Raw genomic sequence first — 19938 nt, forward strand, 5'->3', positions numbered from 1 at the left:
AATACAAGAAATAATAAAACAGCAATGACTTTTGGGGGCAATCGTGATATGATACATATTGAGCTGTAACAGTACGAAACACCACGAAACACTACAAAACGAACTGTAACGGGAGAATATGATACAGACTAAATTGTTGAAGAAAGATAAACGAGGAAAAACGTATGGAGAATTTTGATCAGAAACCTATTTTCCGGTGCCTGATTTGCAATGGACACTTTGGAACTTTGGAGGAAAATGAATATGGACTTTGGGGACATATCATAGATCCAGAAGAAGCCGAACAGGCTGCCCGCGCCGCGGAGCAGAATGGTATGCAATCTGGTTCGAATACTGAGATGAGTCCTTTTTACTATGGCGGCACTACATTTTCAGAATGTTTTCGGGATTTTTTGGATACCGTTGAGGACTATAATTTTGTGCATGATCATCTGGATGACCCTTACGATGAGGACGACTATGATGATTATGATGAGGAGGAAAAAGATTTCTTCCCGGAGATCGTGGATCTGACAGCGGAAGAAATCGAAACTATGTTTGAACATGTTTTAGAAAGTTTCCGAAAAAAATATCCTGAAGAATAAGTTCTCCTTTTAAAAGAAAATAAATATTCGCAAAGCGTGGAATTTTAACAGAATTCCGCGCTTTTTTTCGTACGTGAGAAATTTTTGAAAGTGGATTTGCAATTCTATATAAGAGAGTGTAAATCAGCTCTCTAACGTTTGAAAAGGAGATGGAAGGTTATGGCACTTACACTTGGTGGAATTATTGGAGCTTGTGGACTTTTTTTCGGATTTTTGAGCTTGGTCTTGATGTGTCCAGGTCATCCAAGAGATCCGGAAGAGGATATGGAGCAGATGCGGTATCTTAGTGAGCAGATGCGGAAGAGGGCTGCCAGAAAAAAAAGCAAAAAAACGGTATTTCAAGATGAGCAGTGAAAGAGTAATGCAAGAAATATGTACAGTAACAGCATTAGGCGAAAACGCGCTAACCAGTATATCCTATGCCAAAGTGGCATTGCAGATGGCGGAAACGCAAAATGGTTGCCGCAAGATTGGTTTGGGATATTCTGGTGATAACGTACAATGTCATCTATGGATTAACACGGAGACATATTTGGCAAATGCTGAAGAATCAGTAACAAAGTTCTTCAGGTATCTCAAATGCTGTTTTTTACCTGAAATCGTGAAAGTGGGTACGAAATCATATTCTCGAAAGGAATGTCTGCAAGCTTTTTCAAAGGATACAGCAGAGCTAAGTAATTTAGAAATCCTGAGTACGAACATTTCAGAACTTTTGCAAATACTAATATCTCTTGGCGGATAGTTTCTTCATATAAAAAGAGGGATCTGAAAGCTTGATTTTAGCGGGCTGAAGATTCCGAGAGATTATAAAATGTATAGTGACTAATTGTTAAGTAACCAAAAACATAGAAATATGCATTCAAATATAGATAAGAGTGGACACATGAAGTCTCTTATCTATAGCTTAACAATAGGTCTCAAGCCTAAGTGACTGCTACTGTCGAAAGACATGTTGCAGATAGGAACTATGTTAAGCAGTAAGGTAAAGACACACCTTTAGATGTAATCTTCAGTCTGAAGCTCTGTGAGTGCAAACCAGGAAACAATGCTAATGTCCTGCATTGATAACAGGGAACCACAGATCCTCTGCTTGACTTTGGCACGAAGAGAAATTCTCCGTAAGGAAGGTGTCAGAAATGACAAGTTATGCTTTTGTATTAGATGCGAATGGGAAACAATTAGCACCGGCAAAAGAACAAAAAGCATGGTTTCTTATCCGCAAGAAACGAGCAGCATTGGTTAGTAAATATCCAATGGTAATACAATTGAAGAAAGAAATTCCAGAAAATGAAATCTGTAAAGATGAGATTCGTTGTGGAATCGATGATGGTGGGCTTCATGTGGGTATTGCTCTGGTTCAGAAATGTAAAACGAAAAATAAAGTTGTTTTCAAAGGAACCATTGAGCAGCGCAATGATGTAAAGCATCTTATGGAAGTCAGGAGAAGCTATAGACACTATCATCGTTATCACAAAAGATATAGGCCGGCAAGATTCGACAATCGTAAATCGTCTAAAAGAAAAAAACGAATTGCTCCAAGTATCTTACAGAAACGACAAGCTATAATAAGAGTGATCCATTGGCTTAATAAGTGGATAAATATAACAAATTATTGGTTAGAAGATGTTTCTATTGATATTCGAGCATTGACAGATGGGTATAAACCTTATCGTTGGCAATATCAAAAATCTAATAGACTGGATGAAAATATCCGTAAAGCAGCTATTCTAAGAGATGGCGGCAAGTGTATGGAATGCGGAAAATTGAATTGCAGGTTAGAAGTTCATCATATTAAACCAAGAAGACGAAATGGTTCTGACACGTTAGATAATCTAATTACATTATGTAAAAGCTGCCATCAGAAAACGGAAGGCCAGGAAGAATTATATATGGATAGATATTTCTCTCTATTAAAATCTTCTGATCATAAAAACCTGAATTATGCACAACATGTAATGATTGGTAAAGAGTGGCTTAGAAAACAATTGTCCAGTTTGGGAGTATTATATCTGACAAACGGCGGAGATACAGCCAATAAACGCATTGACTGGAATATTGAGAAATCACACGCCAATGATGCTGTCTGTATTACGAATTTGCAGCCTGACACCTATGATATGAAAGAATGGACAGTGAAACCCATGCGTAGACAAAGCAAAGCGAAAACCGACAATGTTTTAGGAATTAAGCATAGAGATTTGGTTGAGTATACATTAAAAAATGGCGAAACTCACAGAGGATATGTAACAGCACTATACCCGGAACAAAAAGCGATTAATTTTCAAAGCCCAACAAAACATTGTAAAAAAGTTAATGCGAGGAAGTGCAAATTACTATGGAAATATTCAAAAATCTATTGGTTTGAGAATGCGAGCTAAACACGTTTGTCTATACTTAGACGTAATTAGTTATATTATTTCAAGGAGGTTTTTATGTTATTAACAATCAAAACGCCGTATACCTGTATGGAATTTCAGGTTACATCCATGCAGGCACGACAACTTATCGACGAAGCATATCAGATGGCTGTTTCAACTCTGAATGAGGAGGATTCAAATAACCCGTTATTTTGTCCCCCGTTTGATCTTCCGGACGTTTCGGAATTCGATGAAGCCCCAGACAATTCAGAATTCGTTATCGGTCCGGCAGCGAGTAAAAACATTGAAGCTTTACCAGCAGTAGAGGATCTTTTCCAGCAGGATGTACCTTTTAGCTCTGAGATTGAATATCCCGATCCACTTTCAGAGGACCCTGCTCCGGTGGAACCTATTTCAGATCCAGATTCGCTTACCTATCCATTATCAGATGTTTTGAAAAAATTCCAACCGGAAACCGCAAAAGAAAAAGCTCCGGCAGCATCAGAAGAAGGAATTGAAGCTGCTACAAAGTCAGATGAAGATACAAAAACTGCTCCCGTTTTTTATAAGGGCATGTTGCTCATCCGGTGTCCAAAATGCGGGAATACCTGGGGTGCATGTTACCATGAAGCGATAAAGCAATGCCATTGCAAGTGTGGGAATGCAATTCCGCTGAAAGATTTGAAAAAGGTCTTCTTAAAATGTACTTGCGGAATGGCATATAAATACATGACAAATATTGAAGAGGAGCAGTTCCGTTTTCCGTGTTATGGATGCAAAAAAGAAATCCAGCTCTTCCGGGACAAGGACGCTTATTATACCGCTGGAAGAGAAGACACTGCGGAGTGATGTTAAAAATAACAGCTTCAAATCGCCAAAAGCAATCATAAACAAATATAAAAGGCTCAGCTTTTTTTCGTACGTGAAAACGAATCTAAAAATTTTTTATAATACTATGTAAAGAAGAACTTGTTGAGCCTTCTATCCATTACTGGGGTATGGCCAAGCGGTAAGGCACAGCACTTTGACTGCTGAACTGTGTCGGTTCGAATCCGACTGCCCCAGCTTTTCTCGCGCATCATAAATAGTCGCAATTTCGACTACTTTAGTCTTGGCTGATACTACAATATATGATGCAGAGAATACGTTTGATTCTGTCACAAATTCAGCATTAAGCAGAAGGAAATGTAGTATTTTCATATTAAATTCCAATCAATCAGTGTATGTTGGCGTATTTTTTGCAACATAACAGCCTTTTACGCAAGACTGCAGAACAAATATGCTGGCATAAATGCTGATACAAATGCGTTGCCATATAATATGGATGAAATTTATTTATCGAAAATGGTAATGGAATTGACTACATAGTCTTTACGCATACAATAAAAAGGAGGCGACTTATGATTATTGATGTTACCTATGCATGCAATATGGGCTGTTCCCATTGCATGTCAGATTGTACTCCGGATGGGCTGCATATGCCCATACAGACCTTTCGAAATTCCTTAAACTTCCTGCAGACCTATAAAATCCCAACATGGAATTTTTCCGGCGGAGAAATGTTTGAGCATCCGCAGATCATGGAAATTCTGGATGTTTTAGAGTTCAAATGGACCCAGCTGGCATTTAGATGTCCCATATGTTTTATCACGAATGGGCGTAAATTAGCCCGGGACAGAGAAGTATATGCAAGGGTGACGCAGTTTATCAAAAGATATGGGAATCGTTTGGTACTGATTCAGGTTACAGATGATCCGCGCTTCTATCCAGATCCACTGTCTAAACAGGAAAAATATTGGTTGAATAAGCTGGGAGCCATCATTGAGGCGGTCCCGGGAAACCCGCAGAATCCGCAGAAGTGCTTATACCCGCAAGGCCGCGCCCTTCAGAATTTTCCAAATGCTGACTGGAATGTTATAGGCCCTAAGTGTGCAAATTGCAGGCTTCTTACTTTGCAGAATGTAAACTCCATTTCTCAGATGGTAACCTGCCTGCTCCAGCACGGTAAGGTTTGCACGCCGGTGATTGCTCCGAATGGCGGTATCAAACTGGGTGAATCGGCATTATGTCCTGAAGTGTCTAACATATATAAAAGTGAAGCGGCAATCATTCAGGACATTAGACAATGCACTTGCCAGAAATGCGAAATTGCATGGGATAACTTAAAGAAAGTTCATCCTACTGCGTACTATCTTTGTGGAGGAAAATAGGATAATATGGGAAGTAAAATGGACATTTTTTCAAAGGTTTCAGATGACAAAATGCTGAAAATCTATCATGATATGCTGGAAAGCAACATGATTGGTTCGAAAAGTACAATGATTAGGGCATATGCTAAAGAATTAGCAAGCGTGTATCCTTTCGAGACGAATGCACAGGCAATTGATTTGGCTGAAAAGCTGTTTTTTGAAGAGACAGCCAAAAGATTTTATGGTAGCATGGTGTCAGATAGGGAAAGACATATTTAGATTCTGGAAAGTATAGGAGCTGCAATGGGAAAGGCAAAAAGAAAAATGCGGCCGCAGCCGCCTTGGTGGTGGACGCTTGACAATGATAATTGCTGGTTCTGCAAAAACCGGAATAATTGCGGCGGATGTAAATTGTTAAAGCAACAAAGATCAGAATCCAGAGAAAAGCGTAGAAAAAAGTACAAGGAGAATCGATGAATTTAAGTAAAAAGTTGGAAAAGGCTATTGATATTGCTGGTCGTATAATGAGTGCCGTCCTAAGTTCCGGCATCGACAGTGACGAAGACGGATCTATTTCAGAGGCAATAGAAGAGTTATCACTCTTAAAAAACAAATGTTCAAAAGCAAAAGGACATGCTAAAAACGAAATATAATAATTTCAAGGAGGAATTGCACATGTATTTGGTAAAAACAACTAACGGTGATAAAATTTTAAATTCTGCAGATGCAGTAAAAAGCATAAAGAAAGAGGATATTGAAAAAATATATTTCTTAACGGAAGTTAATTACGATTCTGTGATTTCCAATGCTGATATAAGAGACTGTATCTATTCCTATTTGAAGGGTAAACAACTGTCTAAAGAAACCGTCGTGGACTATGTGGCCAGCGTATTAGACGTTAAGAAAAACGAAGTTTCAAAAGTAATTACTGCAATGAAGCGGGAAAAGATTATCTACGTTGAGAGAGATTATGGCAGCATAGGCATTGACTAAATTTGCCTTCTAAAGGAAGTGATTTTCATCAAAAAGTGCGATAAAGTAAGAATTATTCAATGGTATATAGCGGATCGTATCTATACGGAGAAAAGTTTTAAAGAGATCTATGATCTGAAGCAGCTTGAGGAAATCGTCAGAACAGAAAAGGATATATGGGGACTACGTTCAAGATGTAATCAGTGCATTTCTTCCGATACAGACTATTCTAAAAGATGTCTGGGTTGCATCGAATCTTACACCGGCGGACGCTCCGAAAAATCCGTAGATAACTACAAATTTTGCTATAGCTATTGGAAAAGATTTGCAGAGAGAGGTGAATCTAATGAATAATAAACATGCATCAATAGAGCTGATTGATGAGATGGCGAAAGTCAAAGACGACTTCAAAATTTTGCCTAAAGACATAATTGAAAGTATGCTGGAAGATATGACTGCCGAAGAAAAGGACATGTTGCTGCGGCTGTATATCTTTGGAACAAATATTGATCAGTAAACCAGAGGCAATTCTTACGTTAAATGAGGGTGATCTAAATTAAACGAGCGATAATTTTTATGGAAGTTATTTGTGACCAGTGCGGCGGGGTTGTATCGAGATATTACAACACCAGCAAAGATGTGAGTACCCTAAAGAAAATGGTCAAAAATTGGGCATATGACGAAAAATATGGCAATCTTTGCCCGGAGTGTCTGAAAAAGTTAAGAAAGGAAGCACAGTAAAATGGAAAAGCTGAAATTATATACCGTCACAAAGCCTAGTTCTGATGGTACTTTCGTGACTGGAGACATTATCTGGCTTTCTGCGAATGGAGATCTGAATAGCTGCAAAGGAAAGGGTTGGCTCTCAAAGGCAGAATGGGACGCTTCTGGAACCAATGACTTTGAAGTCGAGCCTTGCAAGACACACTATTTAGATGTCTCACGATGGAGCGAAACGGTCAGAGAAGTAGAAAACATTTCTAAATAAGATTACAAATGGAGATAGACAAATGGAAAGGAATAAATTGTATACGGTTACAAAAGCCAGTTCTGATAATGTAATTAGACTTGGAGATTTGATTTGGTTATCTGAAGATGACGTTTTACATAGCATTATGTATATGGGAACATGTTTAAGGAAAAATTGGGATATTCCTGGTCAAAATGATTTCCAAGTAGAACCTTGTGAAAAGTTTTATCTTGGTGAGTACGATGGTTTACCTATGCCCATTAGAAATAAAAATTATATTGTGACTGATGAAAAAATAATAGAGAAAGCGCAAAAGCTATACTGATTAATGAAATGAAAGACGTAAAGAAATATTTTCAGTTTTTACCATCGGACATAATTGAAAATATTTTAAAAGATTTAACCTTGACTAAAAAAGAGGTATTGCTGGAATTGTATATACACGAAAAGGAAAAAGCAAAAATGACGGATTATATAAGAAATATGATCAATTCTTTGGCCGAAGATATTTTAGATATATATAAAATCGGTTTCCGAGTTGATGATATAAACGATTTGGTTCAGAAACTGGGCGGATCTATCCAAATGAAAAAAGATTTTTCCTATGCTTCACTCGAAAAAAATGGAGATGGTTTTAAAATAATTGTATCTTCATATCAAGATGAACAGAGAAAACGTTTTGCTATCGCGCAAGAATTAGGGCATCTTTTTCTGCATATGGGGTACAAAACAAATGCTGAAATTTGGGAAAAACAAGCTGATAAAGTTCCGTTTCAAGAAAAAGATCCAGAAAAGGTGCGGCAGGCAAATGAGTTTGCAGCTGCTCTTTTAATGCCGCGATATATTTTTTTCCTTACTTTGGAAGCAGCGTCGGACATTGCAGAATCTGGAAAAAGAACTATTCATATGCAGGCAGTGGCGGACTTCTTCAATGTGTCGCTGAGTGCGGCATATACTCGAGCAAAGATTTTGGGATTATCTGAAAGAGCTTATTATGAGATGTCGTAAAACCTCTGGCTTTAGCATGGTGATATAAGATATAACCATCGAATTTACGCAGTAATGAAACCGGAAAACTCAACAATAATAGAAGGGCAAGCAGGACTAACGCAAAAAGAAATCAAATTCAGAATAAAAATGGGCAGGAACGGCATCTCAACGATTATAATAGAATTCCACAAACGATCCGCAGTTTTATGCGGGTCGTTTTGTTTTTTACCCTTTCTATAATTCTATATTTATCAGATCAATATAACGAAAGGAGCATACGAAAAAATAACGATCTGAAATATCAATTTGTCAATGAAAGGATAATAATCATGAGAGAAGTAGTTACTGAAAAAATTTTTAGTGGAGAAGAGGATCTTATTCAGATCTCCACAGAAGATCGGCTTTGGGATCTTGTTGAGAAGATGAAACGACTTGAAAAGTATATTCCATGTGTCATCAATGATGTCGCTGTAATTGGAATAGACAAGGAGCAGGAGCTGTTTTTGCAGGAGCAGTGTAGCAATATTGCTGTCAATCTGCATGGTTCCCCCCTGAAAGTCGGCAGCATAGACCCATATAGCTGAAAATGCTATCTGTATTCAAAAAGACGGCATGTTCCTTGCATATCCGGGTGAATACGGATATGAAATCCGTCCATTAATCTCTGTGGGATACATTTCTATCCTGAAACGACTTGAGATGGACTGCGGAGCATGATGCGGTTTGATATCAAAGGTGGTGACCGTTTACCACTGCCAGTGCGTGAGAAAGGACAGATTTTGACAAGGGTAGCCCAGTTGAACTCGAAACTGTGCTATGTCATTACGCTGGATGGCTGCGTTCCCGGTGTCGTATCGGATCAGTACGTTCCATTGCCTTATATTGATCTTCTGAAAGCAATGAAAAAGGTTGTAACGAAAGAACATCCGGATCTGGAGTTTCACTCTGGAACGCTGTCTTTCGAATACCTGATTGCCAACTATTGGCTGAATGATCCGGTTATGGAGCAGTCATTAGCATTAACCATGAAAAATGCCGGATGTGACGTAAAATCCATAAGAGCTGGCATTCGTTTTTCTTCCTCGGACCTTGGGCTTTCCAGTGTATTCCTCAGTATGTTTCTGGAAATCAATGGCATCTCAATGCCGCTTGGTACGGGAATTCAGATGGAACACAAAGGAGATAAAGCCTCTGTTGAAGTCTTTGAGGAGAAATGCGGAGAACTCGGATCGGTTCTGCAGGCGAATGAAGACCGGATTGAAGAATTAGGCAATATGGACGTAAAAGACGTTCCAGGCGTTGTTGCGACCCTGGTTAAGAAAAATGCTTTTCTGCCGAAGAAAGCGGCGGAGAAAGTCTTAGAAGATCTGCGGCTGCAGATGACTTCCGGAACAGGAATTGATGTTTATCTGGCACTCAACCAGATTATTCAGGTGCATTCTACCATGCAAAAGGTAAGTGATGAACGTTTTCTCGCTATGTCAGAAGGCGTAGCAAAACTGATTCACACAGATTTTTCAAAGGTAACTGTACTTGAGGAAGAATAGGTGAATGTTATGAAAAAGAACAAATTGGCAGGAAAGTTTTCACTCCTGCATCGCTTGAATACCGACACAGTGATTATCGGACTGCTCCCAGGCATCAATGTAAACGAATTAACCTCAACCGATTTACGATATCTGGCCGCCTTTTATCTTGGTGGCGCAGTATATCGAAATAGTATGGTTACAGGTAAAATTTTTAAGGATTACTGCGGACCATCTAAATATCCGATCGGGAACTATGCGAAAGTCTTGCAAGTCACTGCGAAAAAATATAGTCATTAAAAAGGATATTTAGCTATGGCAAAGCCAGAATACGCTATTCGTGAAGTGAGTTTAGCAGAAGTGATACTTTTTCTTCTAAGTGCAATCATCCTTGCGGCTTATCACTTTGACTACAGAGTGGCTACATACATAATCTTTCTGGATTTTTTTCAGTCGTTCAAGATTATCGTGGCATTACGCCAGCTTATGGAAACGAAAAGGCATCAGAAAATGTTTGGCAGCTTACCGGATGCCTATTATTATGATTCGCTCTTAATGCGAAAATATAACTGGATCTGGACCAATATTCTCATATCTCTTTTAGCGATTGCCGCTGCACCGTGTTTATTTTCTGCAGGTTTTCAGACAATGGTAAAAAGATTTTTGAGACTGCTGTTTTTCTTTCTGGAAAGACTGGATAGAATTTGATTTATGAAAATGGGGAAAATGAGCCTGCTCCAAGCAGGCTCTATCCTGATTGGAGGACAAAATGTCAGATTTAACGCATTTATTTACTATTGGGCAGCCTGTTCGATGCCGGCTGGATGAAAAATTTTGCAAAGGGACAGTTAAGGAGACATATCCGGATCATATTATCGTGGATATTCCCGAGATTTCGAAACATTGCTGGTTCGAAAATGACTTCAATATGGACTGCGTGTATCCGGAATATAATTTTCAAGAATAACAAATATGATGAAAGGAAGTACCATATGGACTTAGAAAGAGTATTATACAAAAAAATGACCAAAGATGAGCTGATTGATAAGCTCATCGCTTATAAAAATATCGAATGCCATGATCGGGCAATTGCACATGAATTTCTTTGCATGCAAAAAGAAAATCCGTCACGAATGAATTTCGTTACGCATCGACTCACGGATATTGCTGATCCGAAGAGGGTAGCAGAAGAAATCCGCCGCGTAAAAGCTGAAAGAACGGCCTCTGCGCAACAGCCTATAAAGGACGAGCTTACCGACACGATCCCTGTTTATGTTACTCTCTATAAAAATATTCGGTTCAAAAAGCGTTTTGATGTTACCCTGGATCAGTTAGAGAGACTTAAAGAAGAGGATTCGGCAGAGAGCAAAGAGGTCCCTATTACACTCCTGGATGAAACACTGAATCTTATGGATGCGACGTTAGATGCACTTAACGCCACCAACGAAGCTGATCTGGGTTATGAACTCGAATATTCTTTTTCGTATGGTGATCCAGAACAGCCCTTAGATGGTTCTGAAACTGAGGAAGAGGTTCCGGTTGCAGAAGCTGATGATTCAGATGTAAACAGTGAGATGGAGTCCGTGCTGTTTGATTGGCATTGAAAAGAAAGGAAAATAGATTGATATGGAAAATGATATTAAAACGATCCCGATTCGCATTACTGTAGAAAAAACCATACGGTTTCAAAGATGTCTCGATGTTACTCCGGAACAACTGGAAAAAATTAGGGCTGGAGAAAGTCCATTAGTAAATTCACTGCTGGAGCATTTTGATCTGGAAGTGAAAGAATCTCTAGCGAAAGAATCTCTGGATCAGGAATTGGATTATTCTGTGGTAAACAGAGATACAGAACAGGTTTTGGTTGATTGGGAGTAATTATTTTCATGCGGCCCAAAATTTAGTAATGCAAAATATTAAAAGAAAGAGGTATAAAGATGTCTAATTCTAACAGAATCACAAGAGAATCCATGGATTCCATTATTGAGGAAATTATGGGAATTTCCGATTGCGATTGGCTTTCAGAAGATTCAAAGCCAAGAGAAATTGAAAGAATTTTAGTCGATGCCGGAATTGTTGAAGTAATTGAGGCGCCTGTTGAAGGTTCTGGAAAGTCCGCTGACTGAAATTTGAAAAGTACATATAATAATTTTTTACGAAAGGAGTTTTACCCAGAACGGATGTAAGAAGTGTTTATTGAAACATACGAATTTGCTGGATAAATCAAGGGAGGACTGACGCATGGTGGTGAATGCAAAATGTAATCTCTGTAAAGAACCTACGAAATACGTGGCAGGGTTCTTCGATGGACCAAGGGGCAGGCACGGATGCCTGTTTGATTGCAAAAATGAGCAGTGCGAGGTTTATCAAGTGAAGAGATTTACAGAGTCAGAGGCAGTCAAGGAAAGAATAAAGATTCAGAACTTGAACAGTCAGAAGGGAATGTATGCAGGCCATATTGCAGCACTGAGGAAAGATGCCAAAATAACAATGATGAAAATGTCGCAGATTGCTGGATGTAGTCCGGCAGAGTACAGTTCCTACGAACGCGAGAAGAAAGAGTTCGATCCGGAAATATACCGGAAATGTGAAAAATATCTGAAAGAGAAGGAAGGTGGAGAGCGATGCTGACGCTGCCAATAAAAAAGAAGTGGTTTGATATGATCGCCTCCGGAGAAAAGAAAGAGGAGTACAGAGAAATCAAGCCGTATTACGACAGCAGGTTTATGAATGCGTTCGGTTTTCTCCTGGTTGGAGGTCAGATGGTATATGGAGATGCAGCACCGAAAGAAATCCGGAAGCCGTGGCCGGTACCAATAGTATTTAGAAATGGCTATTCCGAAGAGTCTCCGGAAATCATCTGCAAATGCACATTACATTTTGGAAAAGGCAAGCCGGAATGGGGAGCTGAGCCGGGAAAGTTATACTACGTGTTAAAAATACAGGAAATCGAGAAAGGAGCAGGACAATGAACAAAGTAATTTTAATGGGTCGCCTCACACGTGATCCGGAAGTTAGATATACTCAGGGAGAGCAGGCTATGGCAGTAGCGAGATACACCCTGGCAGTTGACAGAAGAGGAAAAAACCAGGAAAACTCAGCAGACTTCATCCAGTGCGTTGCATTCGGCAAGGCGGGAGAGTTCGCTGAGAGATACCTGCATAAAGGGACGAAAACCATAATGCCGCAGAAATTCGATTTAAAAATACAATAGGAGGATTTAATGCGAGAAATTGATATTATCAAAGAAGATATTCGGTGCTGTGATGATTTTGATGTGTATCCAAACGATTCCATCAACATCACATATGAACTGTGGTTTGATGTGGACAAATATTTCGGAACACATACTCGTGAATCATCTAGTTGGATCAATTTCTATACTTTCTATCATAAGGACGGAAGGATCACAGCAATGTACGAAATAGACTACGATGACCACATGGAATCTTTTGATTGGGAATTGACAGCGGAAGAGGAATTCTTTTTCCGCAACATGATGAATAGATATTGTAACAAATTATATGGTTGCTCCGTACCGGCGTTATGGAGCGAGCGTGAAACAACATGAGTATTACCATGGATAAGGGACCAATTTGGTCCCTTATTTTATTTTCTGCAATATTCCATATTCTATCTCTATCAGAACCATTATTCAAGAAAGGAGTGTAACAATACCACGTTCTGAAAAACCATATGTCACTATTGGAAAATATTCATTTTAAAAGGAGACGGATATGAAAACATTATATTTTGAGGCTGCTGGCTGTTATATTCTGCACAACGATGTTGAGAGCGGAAGAATCAGAACTGCCTTTACGAACAGAGACGGAAAAAAGGTGTACATTGAATTGATATGTGGCTGCAAAAGTTTAGCAATAAAAAAAGAGGATAAATCTGGAAAAGATATGCGGGAAAAATGGATTATAAAATCCGAATATGGATATATGTTTTGTGATTCCTGCCATTATATCACAGATGATCCCAAAATCAATGATTGTATGGAATCCCGTCTGCCGTGTGAGCGGAATTTGTATATTGAAAAGGTGAAATATACCAAAGAAAATATTCTGAACTTTGTAAATACCTATTGCAATGCTGATTTTGAAGAGGTTGTCGTGTTACATAATCTTGCCGGATATCGTGTATTCTCTGACTGTCAGAAAAAAGGCACTTCTGCAGCATATCGTTATGGGGATGAATTCCCGTATGATGCCGAATTGACCCTGAAACGCAGAAAAAAAGTAGAAGAGATGAAGAAAGAGTTTTGCGAATTGTTTCACCAGCAACGCGATAATACCAGCTACTGGGTTGATGATCTCGGACAGTTAAATGTCAAAATCAACACCTATCAGACAGCATTGGATGCGGCAAACTGGACCAAGGGCAGACATTTCATTGTGGAGGTATAAAAAAATGAAAAAACGTAAAATAACCTATTGCTATTTGATGGAACGTAAATCTGACGGAAAGAAGTTTGTTACTTTTGGAAATTTCAGGGAAGCATGGAATAAGCCTGCCAGCCTGTACGATTTTGTAACGAAAATGTATCCCTATCCACAAGAAACACCGTTCGGTTTGTGCGCACACATCTCAAACGGTTTACGTTGTGATCGGGAGCTTTTCAAAGTAATTCAGCAGGCCGCTCTTTGATCAAACAGATTGGAAAGGATTAAAATCATGATGACGAAAGAAGAATTTAGCCGAACAAACTGGAAAATGTCATATGAGCAATACCAAAAATGCTATTGCCCGGAATGCAGTAAAAAAGGTTGCCAGCACAGAAATGCTTACAGAAGAGTTCCATCGATTGATGGCGGCCTCACTCTCTGCCCTAAGCTGAGATCTGACAAATAATAAGATTTTCGAAAGAAATGAGGTAAATATGGGAATTAAATATCATCAGTATGGATGCGGCAATGATTATGGAGATGATCATTACCTTACAGATAATTGGAATCCAGATTATGACTATGGATCACAATACGTTGAAGTTTACTTCAATATCAATACTCCGTCATATATGCATGACAAAGATCCTTCCGCCTTTGGATTTGCATCGGATGAAGCGCGAGATGAGTGGTATGCTGCAGCAAGCAAAGTGATCGCATCCTTTGACATTCTGGAGGACAGCGGGTATAATGTTGAAAACAGCGCTGAAAAACGTGCTTACTTATATCCCCATCCACAGCAAATTAGTGGAGTCATTCTTAAAAATGATGTCAGAAAAGTGGCAGAAGCGATTGAATGTATGTCACTGTCTTCCATTCGCTGGGTGGATTTGCATGATACCGTATATGTGCTTTCTGACGAAGCATATGAGAAGTATCTTATGTTTAAGGATGAAGCCCTCAAAAAAGATCTGTTTGACGTTTGCCAAACTCCGAGAATCACACGATTCTATGATGCAATCGAAATCAGCAGAGCGCTTGCGATGAAGCATCGCTTGAAAAGACTGGGAATAAATGATGGAAGAAATTACGGATCTGGTCAAACAATAGACCATATCATGCGATTAATGCAGAAGATGTCTGAAGATGGGCTGCTCGTTATGACTTCTCCTAGTGGTGAAGAAACGTACGTCCGCAGCCTGAATAAAACAGAGCTTAAAAAGTGGATTCGTTCCCATATGATGCTGATCGAACAATACCGCTTTTTGTGGAGCAACCGGAAAGGATAACATATGAAAGATTGTGAAATTGCAAATATTCTGTATAATTTGAGTACAGATATGGACGCTGATGACTATGCTGACATCTATGATATAGAGGTTCAAGAGATTGAAAAAAGTATCTATAAGCTGAAAGAAAGCCATGATATTCTGTATCCTGTCTTAGTTTCGATCGCAGAAACGCATAAGGATATGTTCGATTTTTGTAAAGACCAAAATTAATCAAACACATATTATTTGATAAACCGCGCCGAATATTGGCGCGGTTTTCTTTATCCCAACGATTTAAAGATTACAAAACAGAAATATTATTTTAGCTCTCTTTGCTAATTCTATACACATCAGGACAATCTATAAGAAAGGAGAAGAAAAATACACGTTCTGAAATACATTATGTCAAAGAAAGGATATTAAAAGTAGCATGAATTTCACATCGACATCCGAAATCAAAGCACGGGTATATGAGCTGTATCTTACTGAAGATCAGGAAATTAACTCCAATTTTTTTGATTTTCATGTAAGAAATTTAAGATCTACATTGCTTAAAACATATGCGGAAATTCAAAAAGCAATCAATGGAGATGCCGTGGTACTCTTGAAAAACAGCATAGAAACCAGGCATGGTTCAGAGATTCAGGTAAATGGAATTCTGAGTTCATGGAAAGAAATTGGGGAAATTTACGCTGAAAATCGTAATGGACTTTATGACGGAAATTATAAGGAATTTCTGGAAGAATACAATGGTAAGGAAAATCTTACGGGATTATATCGGCTAATGGACCCAGTGTACACAGATTCTAAGTCCATTACTGGTGTTAAGCTGGATTTTATTTGGTAATACAGGATCATTGACCTGGAGGAAATTTTATGGCAAAAGTAATTAATATTAAATGGGAAACTGATGGATATGAAATCGATCTGCCAAACGAAGTCACTATTCCGGATTGCTTCATGGATTCGGATGCAGGTCCGGATGTAGATGCTATATCAGATTGGCTTTCTGATATGAGCGGCTGGCTTCATGACGGATTTGAGATTGTCGAATAAGGAAAATGGAGGAAACACAATATGGGAGCGTTTTCATGGCTGCGAGCCGAACGAACGACACAACGAAAAAATATTGCCGTTGGTGATATTTATAAAATTTTGATTCCTCAAGAATTTGGCGGCGGATTCATAAGGGATGAATATTGCGGTTCAGGAATCGTGTTTGGAGATGACTGGGATCATATGGCCGATTTATATGGAATTTTGGCCTAGCTGAAGACTATTATGTTTTTTCTGAGATCAGACCGATTTCAGTTGACGAATATTTAGCTTCTACAAAAACCTCTGTTGGATTAGCTATCAATCCTGACAAAACCATAAGCGATTTAAAAACTGAACTTTTAGAATGTGGCCTTTCACCGGAAGAACTTGATTGGCTTGAGCCTTAATTACAAATTTTCGGCAGCCATTCAAGTAACTCAAAATTTTCAGCAGAAGAGGACAATTATATGATCAAAAAATATTTGGAGTTATGCACAAGCCATCTTACGGAAGAAACTGTGAATAGTTTAAATACAGTCCAGCCTCCGTATAGTTATCAATACCCCTATGGCGTTTTTATTATCGTTCCGGATAGAAGCAGCGAAGAGGAGTTCGCGGATTTTTTCCAAGCCCTCCCAAATGATCTGCAAATTGTGCTGAAGTACGCGTACGAACATGATATCGAGTTGATCCTTTTGGATTCCGATGCGTGTGAAACAAGTGAGCTCCTACATATGAGTGGTAATAGCAGACGCTGTGCGTAATCAAGCAAAATCAATTTATAAATTCTCGTGCTGGCAACAGCACGAGAAAATCAGATATTGGAGAAATAGCGGATGAAACGAATACAAGAATATCAGATGCTGCTTAATGCATCAAAAATTCCATACTTAGAAAAGAAAAAATCGTATTTATGTGAAAGCAATTGTAATTCGCCGGAAAACGTCGCAGAAATCATGGAGAAATGTTTTCAAATGAGCAATTTGCCAGAAGAACATGTATATGCTATTGCTCTAAACACGAGAAGTAGTATTATTGGTGTTTTTGAGATTAGCAGAGGTACTGTTGCTGCAAGCTTGCTTTCAGCCAGAGAAATTTTGATTCGAATGCTTATCGTTGGAGCAACCCATTTTCTTATTTGCCACAATCATCCAAGCGGACACTTGCAACCATCAAAATATGATGTCGATAGTACGAAGAATATCGTAAACGCTGGAAGGACAATAGGGATTCCGTTAGTGGACCATCTTATTATTGGCGATGGACGATATGTGAGCCTGCTGGAAGAGTATGGAAAGGAACTATTTGGATAAAAATTTTCAAAAGGAGCGATATAATTATGTGGACCATAATGTGGACTGAAAATTCCCAGGACAGGTGGGATAGACTTGATTGGAAATCGTAATATGAATGATTTAGAGCAAGGAAAATATGATGGATATAGAGATATATTTGATTTATTAGATGAGGTGAAACAAATGAAATTTAAGAAAGGTGATAAAGTATTTCACAAAAATTTAAAATTGTTTGGAATATTTGTAGATTATGCATGGGAAAACCCAAATGAGGAGGCAGATGTTGATTTTGAAATGGAAGATGGTTATATTGAACAGCGACATGTTTCAATAAATCAATTACAGAAGTATCCAAGTAACGAAGAGATTGGAAAGAGATTGGAAGGTATAACAGTGGACGAATTAAGAATTAAAATTGAGCAGCTTATTGAGGATTTAGAAAATGAAACGGTAAATCGCAATATGAATGATATGGAAGAAGGTAGATATAAAACTTTGTGTGAGGTATTGGATTTAATTGACGAGCAGAAGAAATGACGATTTCATGTTATATATTGAATTGCTTTGTGTTTCTTGATATTGGAGTTGGAAAAGCGAGGGCGAAGACCTGATAGAAGCTGCAGAGCACAGCGTTGGAAGCAAAGAAGGTGCGGTGTCTGCAAGAATGGAAATCCGAATGCTTCTGGAGGACTATGAATCCAGAAATACGCGTCTACAGGAAGTTATGGTTCTAATTGAAGAACTGGTAAGAAAGATTCCGATGGCTGAAAAGCTGTTAGAGATCAAAGGTGTGGGAATCAGGACAGTGTCAGGGTTCCTTGCAGAAGTAGGTGATATCAGCCGCTTCAACAATCCGAAGGAACTGCAGAAGCTTGCAGGATTGGCATTGGTTGAAAATAGTTCGGGAATGCACAAGGGCGAGACAACAATAAGCAGACGAGGTCGAAAGAGACTCAGATATCTGCTCTTTGAGGTTGCAATGTCACTTGTGTCGAAGAACCAGGAGTTCAGGGAACTCCATAATTATTACACAACCAGAAGGCTGAATCCGTTGAAGAAAATGCAGTCACTTATGGCGATTGCAGCCAAGTTGATACGTGTCTTTTATGCCATGCTGACAAAAGGTGTGGATTATGATCCGAAAAAGATGGTCAGTGACATCAAGAGACCGGCCGTTTATCTACAGGCTGCGTAAGAAAGACAAGTAACTGTAATGGAGGCTGTCAAGTGGATAGCCACTGAATTAAGCAGAATGTAACAGATAACGTCCACTGATCACAGTGCTGGAACAGGAAGCGAGTCAGTAATCAATAATACAAAGAATGAGCCAGTAGTCGGCAGGAATATTTTCCATGGGGCGAGACCCCGTATAGGAGCATAGCTGACACCCTGGTTATGGACAGGCAGGACGAAGGAAGTTAGGACCTCTGGAGACAGAGATGATCCTGGTGGATATAGGAGGTTAGCTGCCATAGAGGGAAGGGTATACACAAGGCCAGTAAAGCGAAAATCAATGACGTTTTATTTCGTATACCATTCAACCGCTATTTCAGTACCTGATACATCGAAATGCTCATAGCTGTGGCTTATTCACTGAGATATGAAAGGTTGAAAAACCTTGAATTTTCAATAAAAAACACTTGATTATATGAGGAGGATTAATTAGAAAATGACCTATAAAGAAGCAAGCCGAGATGTTGTCATTCCTGGTGGACATGTTTACGATATTGGATTTTACGATGGAGACGAACGACAGTTCGTTGCGTTTGGTTCTCGGGATCTTGAACAATTATGGAATGATTTCTGTGACAAAAATAATCTTGAAAGGGATTGCATTGACTATATCGAACTGGTATAAAAACAGAAGAATGAAATGGAGGATATAATGTATACCTATCAGTTTAATTACAGCAGTAGCGTTGATGGATTTGGTACTATTCAGTTTTGCAGCTACACAAAAAAAGAAGCCACAGATTTGTTTGAATCGTGGCAGGCAGAAAACGGATACAATATTCCTGAATATACCGTACAGACCGTGTATAACAGGGCTGATGCGGAAGAATATGGGGCGGAATACTTCGTAAAACAACGTAATTATCCAGAATAATGAAATAAGGGGTTGCAACATCGGCAAATATTTGCTCTGTTACAGCCCCTTATTTCCACGTTTTTCTCGGTTCAAGTGAAGATACTTGGAGTCTTCTAGTGAACTCTAATAACTTCAGTTTTATTATAGGATATTTTCTCTTAGACTACAAGTGTGAAATAAGGATTTTAGAAATTTTTAGAAACATTTCATAAATGTGATGTTATCATTTAGAAAAAACATTAGATTTATTGTTATACAAATAGAAT

The 19938-nt window shown here is 38.8% G+C and carries 36 protein-coding genes, 1 tRNA gene and 2 pseudogenes; all 39 read left to right on the forward strand.

What is annotated here, in order from left to right; all coding sequences use genetic code 11:
* Nucleotides 1-164: 164 nt before the first annotated feature.
* Nucleotides 165-584 (forward strand): hypothetical protein, encoded by a 420-nt coding sequence (locus tag DXA93_RS12385; protein WP_118640166.1) that lies wholly within the window; start codon nt 165-167, stop codon nt 582-584.
* A gap of 159 nt (nt 585-743) precedes the next feature.
* Nucleotides 744-938: a hypothetical protein gene (locus DXA93_RS12390; protein WP_119208490.1), complete on the forward strand. Its 195-nt coding sequence runs from the start codon at nt 744-746 to the stop codon at nt 936-938.
* Complete coding sequence (locus DXA93_RS12395; protein WP_147399554.1) at nt 928-1326, forward strand: hypothetical protein; 399 nt, start codon at nt 928-930, stop codon at nt 1324-1326. Before DXA93_RS12390 ends, DXA93_RS12395 begins: the two co-directional genes overlap by 11 nt.
* A gap of 394 nt (nt 1327-1720) precedes the next feature.
* Entirely contained in the window at nt 1721-2962 is a 1242-nt protein-coding gene (gene iscB / locus DXA93_RS12400; RefSeq protein ID WP_119208494.1) for an RNA-guided endonuclease IscB, read from the forward strand.
* Nucleotides 2963-3106: 144 nt separating this feature from the next.
* A complete protein-coding gene (locus tag DXA93_RS12405; protein ID WP_158583297.1) occupies nt 3107-3790 on the forward strand; it encodes a hypothetical protein in 684 nt (227 codons plus the stop codon).
* A gap of 143 nt (nt 3791-3933) precedes the next feature.
* A tRNA-Gln gene (locus DXA93_RS12410) sits at nt 3934-4006 on the forward strand.
* 335 nt (nt 4007-4341) lie between these two features.
* On the forward strand, nt 4342-5151 hold the full coding sequence (locus tag DXA93_RS12415) for a radical SAM protein (protein ID WP_119208498.1): 810 nt from the start codon (nt 4342-4344) through the stop codon (nt 5149-5151).
* A gap of 6 nt (nt 5152-5157) precedes the next feature.
* Nucleotides 5158-5409: a hypothetical protein gene (locus DXA93_RS12420; protein WP_117802191.1), complete on the forward strand. Its 252-nt coding sequence runs from the start codon at nt 5158-5160 to the stop codon at nt 5407-5409.
* 194 nt (nt 5410-5603) lie between these two features.
* Nucleotides 5604-5783, forward strand: coding sequence for a hypothetical protein (locus tag DXA93_RS12425; protein WP_117802190.1), 180 nt, complete (start codon nt 5604-5606; stop codon nt 5781-5783).
* 22 nt (nt 5784-5805) lie between these two features.
* Nucleotides 5806-6123, forward strand: coding sequence for a hypothetical protein (locus DXA93_RS12430; RefSeq protein ID WP_117802189.1), 318 nt, complete (start codon nt 5806-5808; stop codon nt 6121-6123).
* Between the two features lie 325 nt (nt 6124-6448).
* Nucleotides 6449-6619, forward strand: a complete 171-nt coding sequence (locus DXA93_RS17875; RefSeq protein WP_158568358.1) for a hypothetical protein — start codon at nt 6449-6451, stop codon at nt 6617-6619.
* Between the two features lie 59 nt (nt 6620-6678).
* Nucleotides 6679-6843, forward strand: a complete 165-nt coding sequence (locus DXA93_RS17880; protein WP_158568357.1) for a hypothetical protein — start codon at nt 6679-6681, stop codon at nt 6841-6843.
* 1 nt (nt 6844) lies between these two features.
* Nucleotides 6845-7090 (forward strand): hypothetical protein, encoded by a 246-nt coding sequence (locus DXA93_RS12435; protein WP_117802188.1) that lies wholly within the window; start codon nt 6845-6847, stop codon nt 7088-7090.
* A 22-nt stretch (nt 7091-7112) separates the two neighbouring features.
* Nucleotides 7113-7397, forward strand: a complete 285-nt coding sequence (locus DXA93_RS12440) for a hypothetical protein (protein ID WP_117802187.1) — start codon at nt 7113-7115, stop codon at nt 7395-7397.
* 8 nt (nt 7398-7405) lie between these two features.
* On the forward strand, nt 7406-8080 hold the full coding sequence (locus DXA93_RS12445; RefSeq protein ID WP_118640173.1) for an ImmA/IrrE family metallo-endopeptidase: 675 nt from the start codon (nt 7406-7408) through the stop codon (nt 8078-8080).
* A gap of 311 nt (nt 8081-8391) precedes the next feature.
* Nucleotides 8392-8646 carry a hypothetical protein gene (locus DXA93_RS12450; protein WP_119208500.1) on the forward strand — a complete coding sequence of 85 codons (255 nt, stop codon included), beginning with the start codon at nt 8392-8394 and terminating at the stop codon, nt 8644-8646.
* Nucleotides 8647-8775: 129 nt separating this feature from the next.
* Entirely contained in the window at nt 8776-9609 is an 834-nt protein-coding gene (locus DXA93_RS12455) for a hypothetical protein (protein WP_119208502.1), read from the forward strand.
* Between the two features lie 9 nt (nt 9610-9618).
* Nucleotides 9619-9888 (forward strand): hypothetical protein, encoded by a 270-nt coding sequence (locus DXA93_RS12460; RefSeq protein ID WP_147343068.1) that lies wholly within the window; start codon nt 9619-9621, stop codon nt 9886-9888.
* Nucleotides 9889-9903: 15 nt separating this feature from the next.
* The gene (locus DXA93_RS12465) at nt 9904-10296 is read left to right on the forward strand and encodes a hypothetical protein (RefSeq protein WP_119208504.1); all 393 of its coding nucleotides are present in this window, start codon (nt 9904-9906) and stop codon (nt 10294-10296) included.
* 284 nt (nt 10297-10580) lie between these two features.
* Nucleotides 10581-11192 (forward strand): hypothetical protein, encoded by a 612-nt coding sequence (locus tag DXA93_RS12475; protein ID WP_119208508.1) that lies wholly within the window; start codon nt 10581-10583, stop codon nt 11190-11192.
* Between the two features lie 22 nt (nt 11193-11214).
* Nucleotides 11215-11466, forward strand: coding sequence for a hypothetical protein (locus tag DXA93_RS12480; RefSeq protein ID WP_118640176.1), 252 nt, complete (start codon nt 11215-11217; stop codon nt 11464-11466).
* A 59-nt stretch (nt 11467-11525) separates the two neighbouring features.
* A complete protein-coding gene (locus DXA93_RS12485) occupies nt 11526-11714 on the forward strand; it encodes a hypothetical protein (protein ID WP_118640177.1) in 189 nt (62 codons plus the stop codon).
* A 115-nt stretch (nt 11715-11829) separates the two neighbouring features.
* Complete coding sequence (locus DXA93_RS12490; protein ID WP_119208510.1) at nt 11830-12219, forward strand: helix-turn-helix domain-containing protein; 390 nt, start codon at nt 11830-11832, stop codon at nt 12217-12219.
* A complete protein-coding gene (locus DXA93_RS12495) occupies nt 12213-12560 on the forward strand; it encodes an ASCH domain-containing protein (RefSeq protein WP_117802177.1) in 348 nt (115 codons plus the stop codon). The genes DXA93_RS12490 and DXA93_RS12495 overlap by 7 nt, the downstream gene beginning before the upstream one ends.
* Nucleotides 12557-12772, forward strand: a pseudogene (locus DXA93_RS12500) (single-stranded DNA-binding protein); the annotation flags it as partial. The gene DXA93_RS12495 and the pseudogene DXA93_RS12500, both read left to right, overlap by 4 nt.
* A gap of 39 nt (nt 12773-12811) precedes the next feature.
* On the forward strand, nt 12812-13159 hold the full coding sequence (locus DXA93_RS12505) for a hypothetical protein (protein ID WP_117802176.1): 348 nt from the start codon (nt 12812-12814) through the stop codon (nt 13157-13159).
* A 166-nt stretch (nt 13160-13325) separates the two neighbouring features.
* Nucleotides 13326-14000 carry a hypothetical protein gene (locus DXA93_RS12510; protein ID WP_117802175.1) on the forward strand — a complete coding sequence of 225 codons (675 nt, stop codon included), beginning with the start codon at nt 13326-13328 and terminating at the stop codon, nt 13998-14000.
* Nucleotides 14001-14004: 4 nt separating this feature from the next.
* On the forward strand, nt 14005-14241 hold the full coding sequence (locus DXA93_RS12515) for a hypothetical protein (RefSeq protein ID WP_117802174.1): 237 nt from the start codon (nt 14005-14007) through the stop codon (nt 14239-14241).
* A 232-nt stretch (nt 14242-14473) separates the two neighbouring features.
* The gene (locus tag DXA93_RS12520) at nt 14474-15268 is read left to right on the forward strand and encodes a hypothetical protein (RefSeq protein ID WP_118640181.1); all 795 of its coding nucleotides are present in this window, start codon (nt 14474-14476) and stop codon (nt 15266-15268) included.
* Between the two features lie 3 nt (nt 15269-15271).
* Nucleotides 15272-15481 carry a hypothetical protein gene (locus DXA93_RS12525; protein ID WP_117802172.1) on the forward strand — a complete coding sequence of 70 codons (210 nt, stop codon included), beginning with the start codon at nt 15272-15274 and terminating at the stop codon, nt 15479-15481.
* Between the two features lie 199 nt (nt 15482-15680).
* A complete protein-coding gene (locus tag DXA93_RS12530) occupies nt 15681-16097 on the forward strand; it encodes a hypothetical protein (RefSeq protein WP_118640183.1) in 417 nt (138 codons plus the stop codon).
* Between the two features lie 29 nt (nt 16098-16126).
* Nucleotides 16127-16306: a hypothetical protein gene (locus DXA93_RS12535; RefSeq protein WP_117802170.1), complete on the forward strand. Its 180-nt coding sequence runs from the start codon at nt 16127-16129 to the stop codon at nt 16304-16306.
* A gap of 21 nt (nt 16307-16327) precedes the next feature.
* Nucleotides 16328-16519 carry a hypothetical protein gene (locus DXA93_RS12540; RefSeq protein ID WP_117802169.1) on the forward strand — a complete coding sequence of 64 codons (192 nt, stop codon included), beginning with the start codon at nt 16328-16330 and terminating at the stop codon, nt 16517-16519.
* Between the two features lie 236 nt (nt 16520-16755).
* A complete protein-coding gene (locus tag DXA93_RS20970; protein WP_119208512.1) occupies nt 16756-17052 on the forward strand; it encodes a DUF5983 family protein in 297 nt (98 codons plus the stop codon).
* Between the two features lie 72 nt (nt 17053-17124).
* Nucleotides 17125-17601 (forward strand): JAB domain-containing protein, encoded by a 477-nt coding sequence (locus DXA93_RS12550; RefSeq protein WP_118640184.1) that lies wholly within the window; start codon nt 17125-17127, stop codon nt 17599-17601.
* A gap of 93 nt (nt 17602-17694) precedes the next feature.
* Nucleotides 17695-18120: a hypothetical protein gene (locus DXA93_RS12555; protein WP_119208514.1), complete on the forward strand. Its 426-nt coding sequence runs from the start codon at nt 17695-17697 to the stop codon at nt 18118-18120.
* A gap of 70 nt (nt 18121-18190) precedes the next feature.
* Nucleotides 18191-18778 (forward strand): annotated as a pseudogene (locus tag DXA93_RS12560) (transposase); the annotation flags it as partial.
* A 474-nt stretch (nt 18779-19252) separates the two neighbouring features.
* The gene (locus tag DXA93_RS12565) at nt 19253-19441 is read left to right on the forward strand and encodes a hypothetical protein (protein WP_118640188.1); all 189 of its coding nucleotides are present in this window, start codon (nt 19253-19255) and stop codon (nt 19439-19441) included.
* A gap of 27 nt (nt 19442-19468) precedes the next feature.
* Nucleotides 19469-19690, forward strand: coding sequence for a hypothetical protein (locus DXA93_RS12570; protein WP_117802163.1), 222 nt, complete (start codon nt 19469-19471; stop codon nt 19688-19690).
* Nucleotides 19691-19938: the final 248 nt, after the last annotated feature.

Source organism: Blautia sp. OF09-25XD (assembly GCF_003482095.1).
GTDB lineage: Bacteria > Bacillota > Clostridia > Lachnospirales > Lachnospiraceae > Fusicatenibacter > Fusicatenibacter saccharivorans.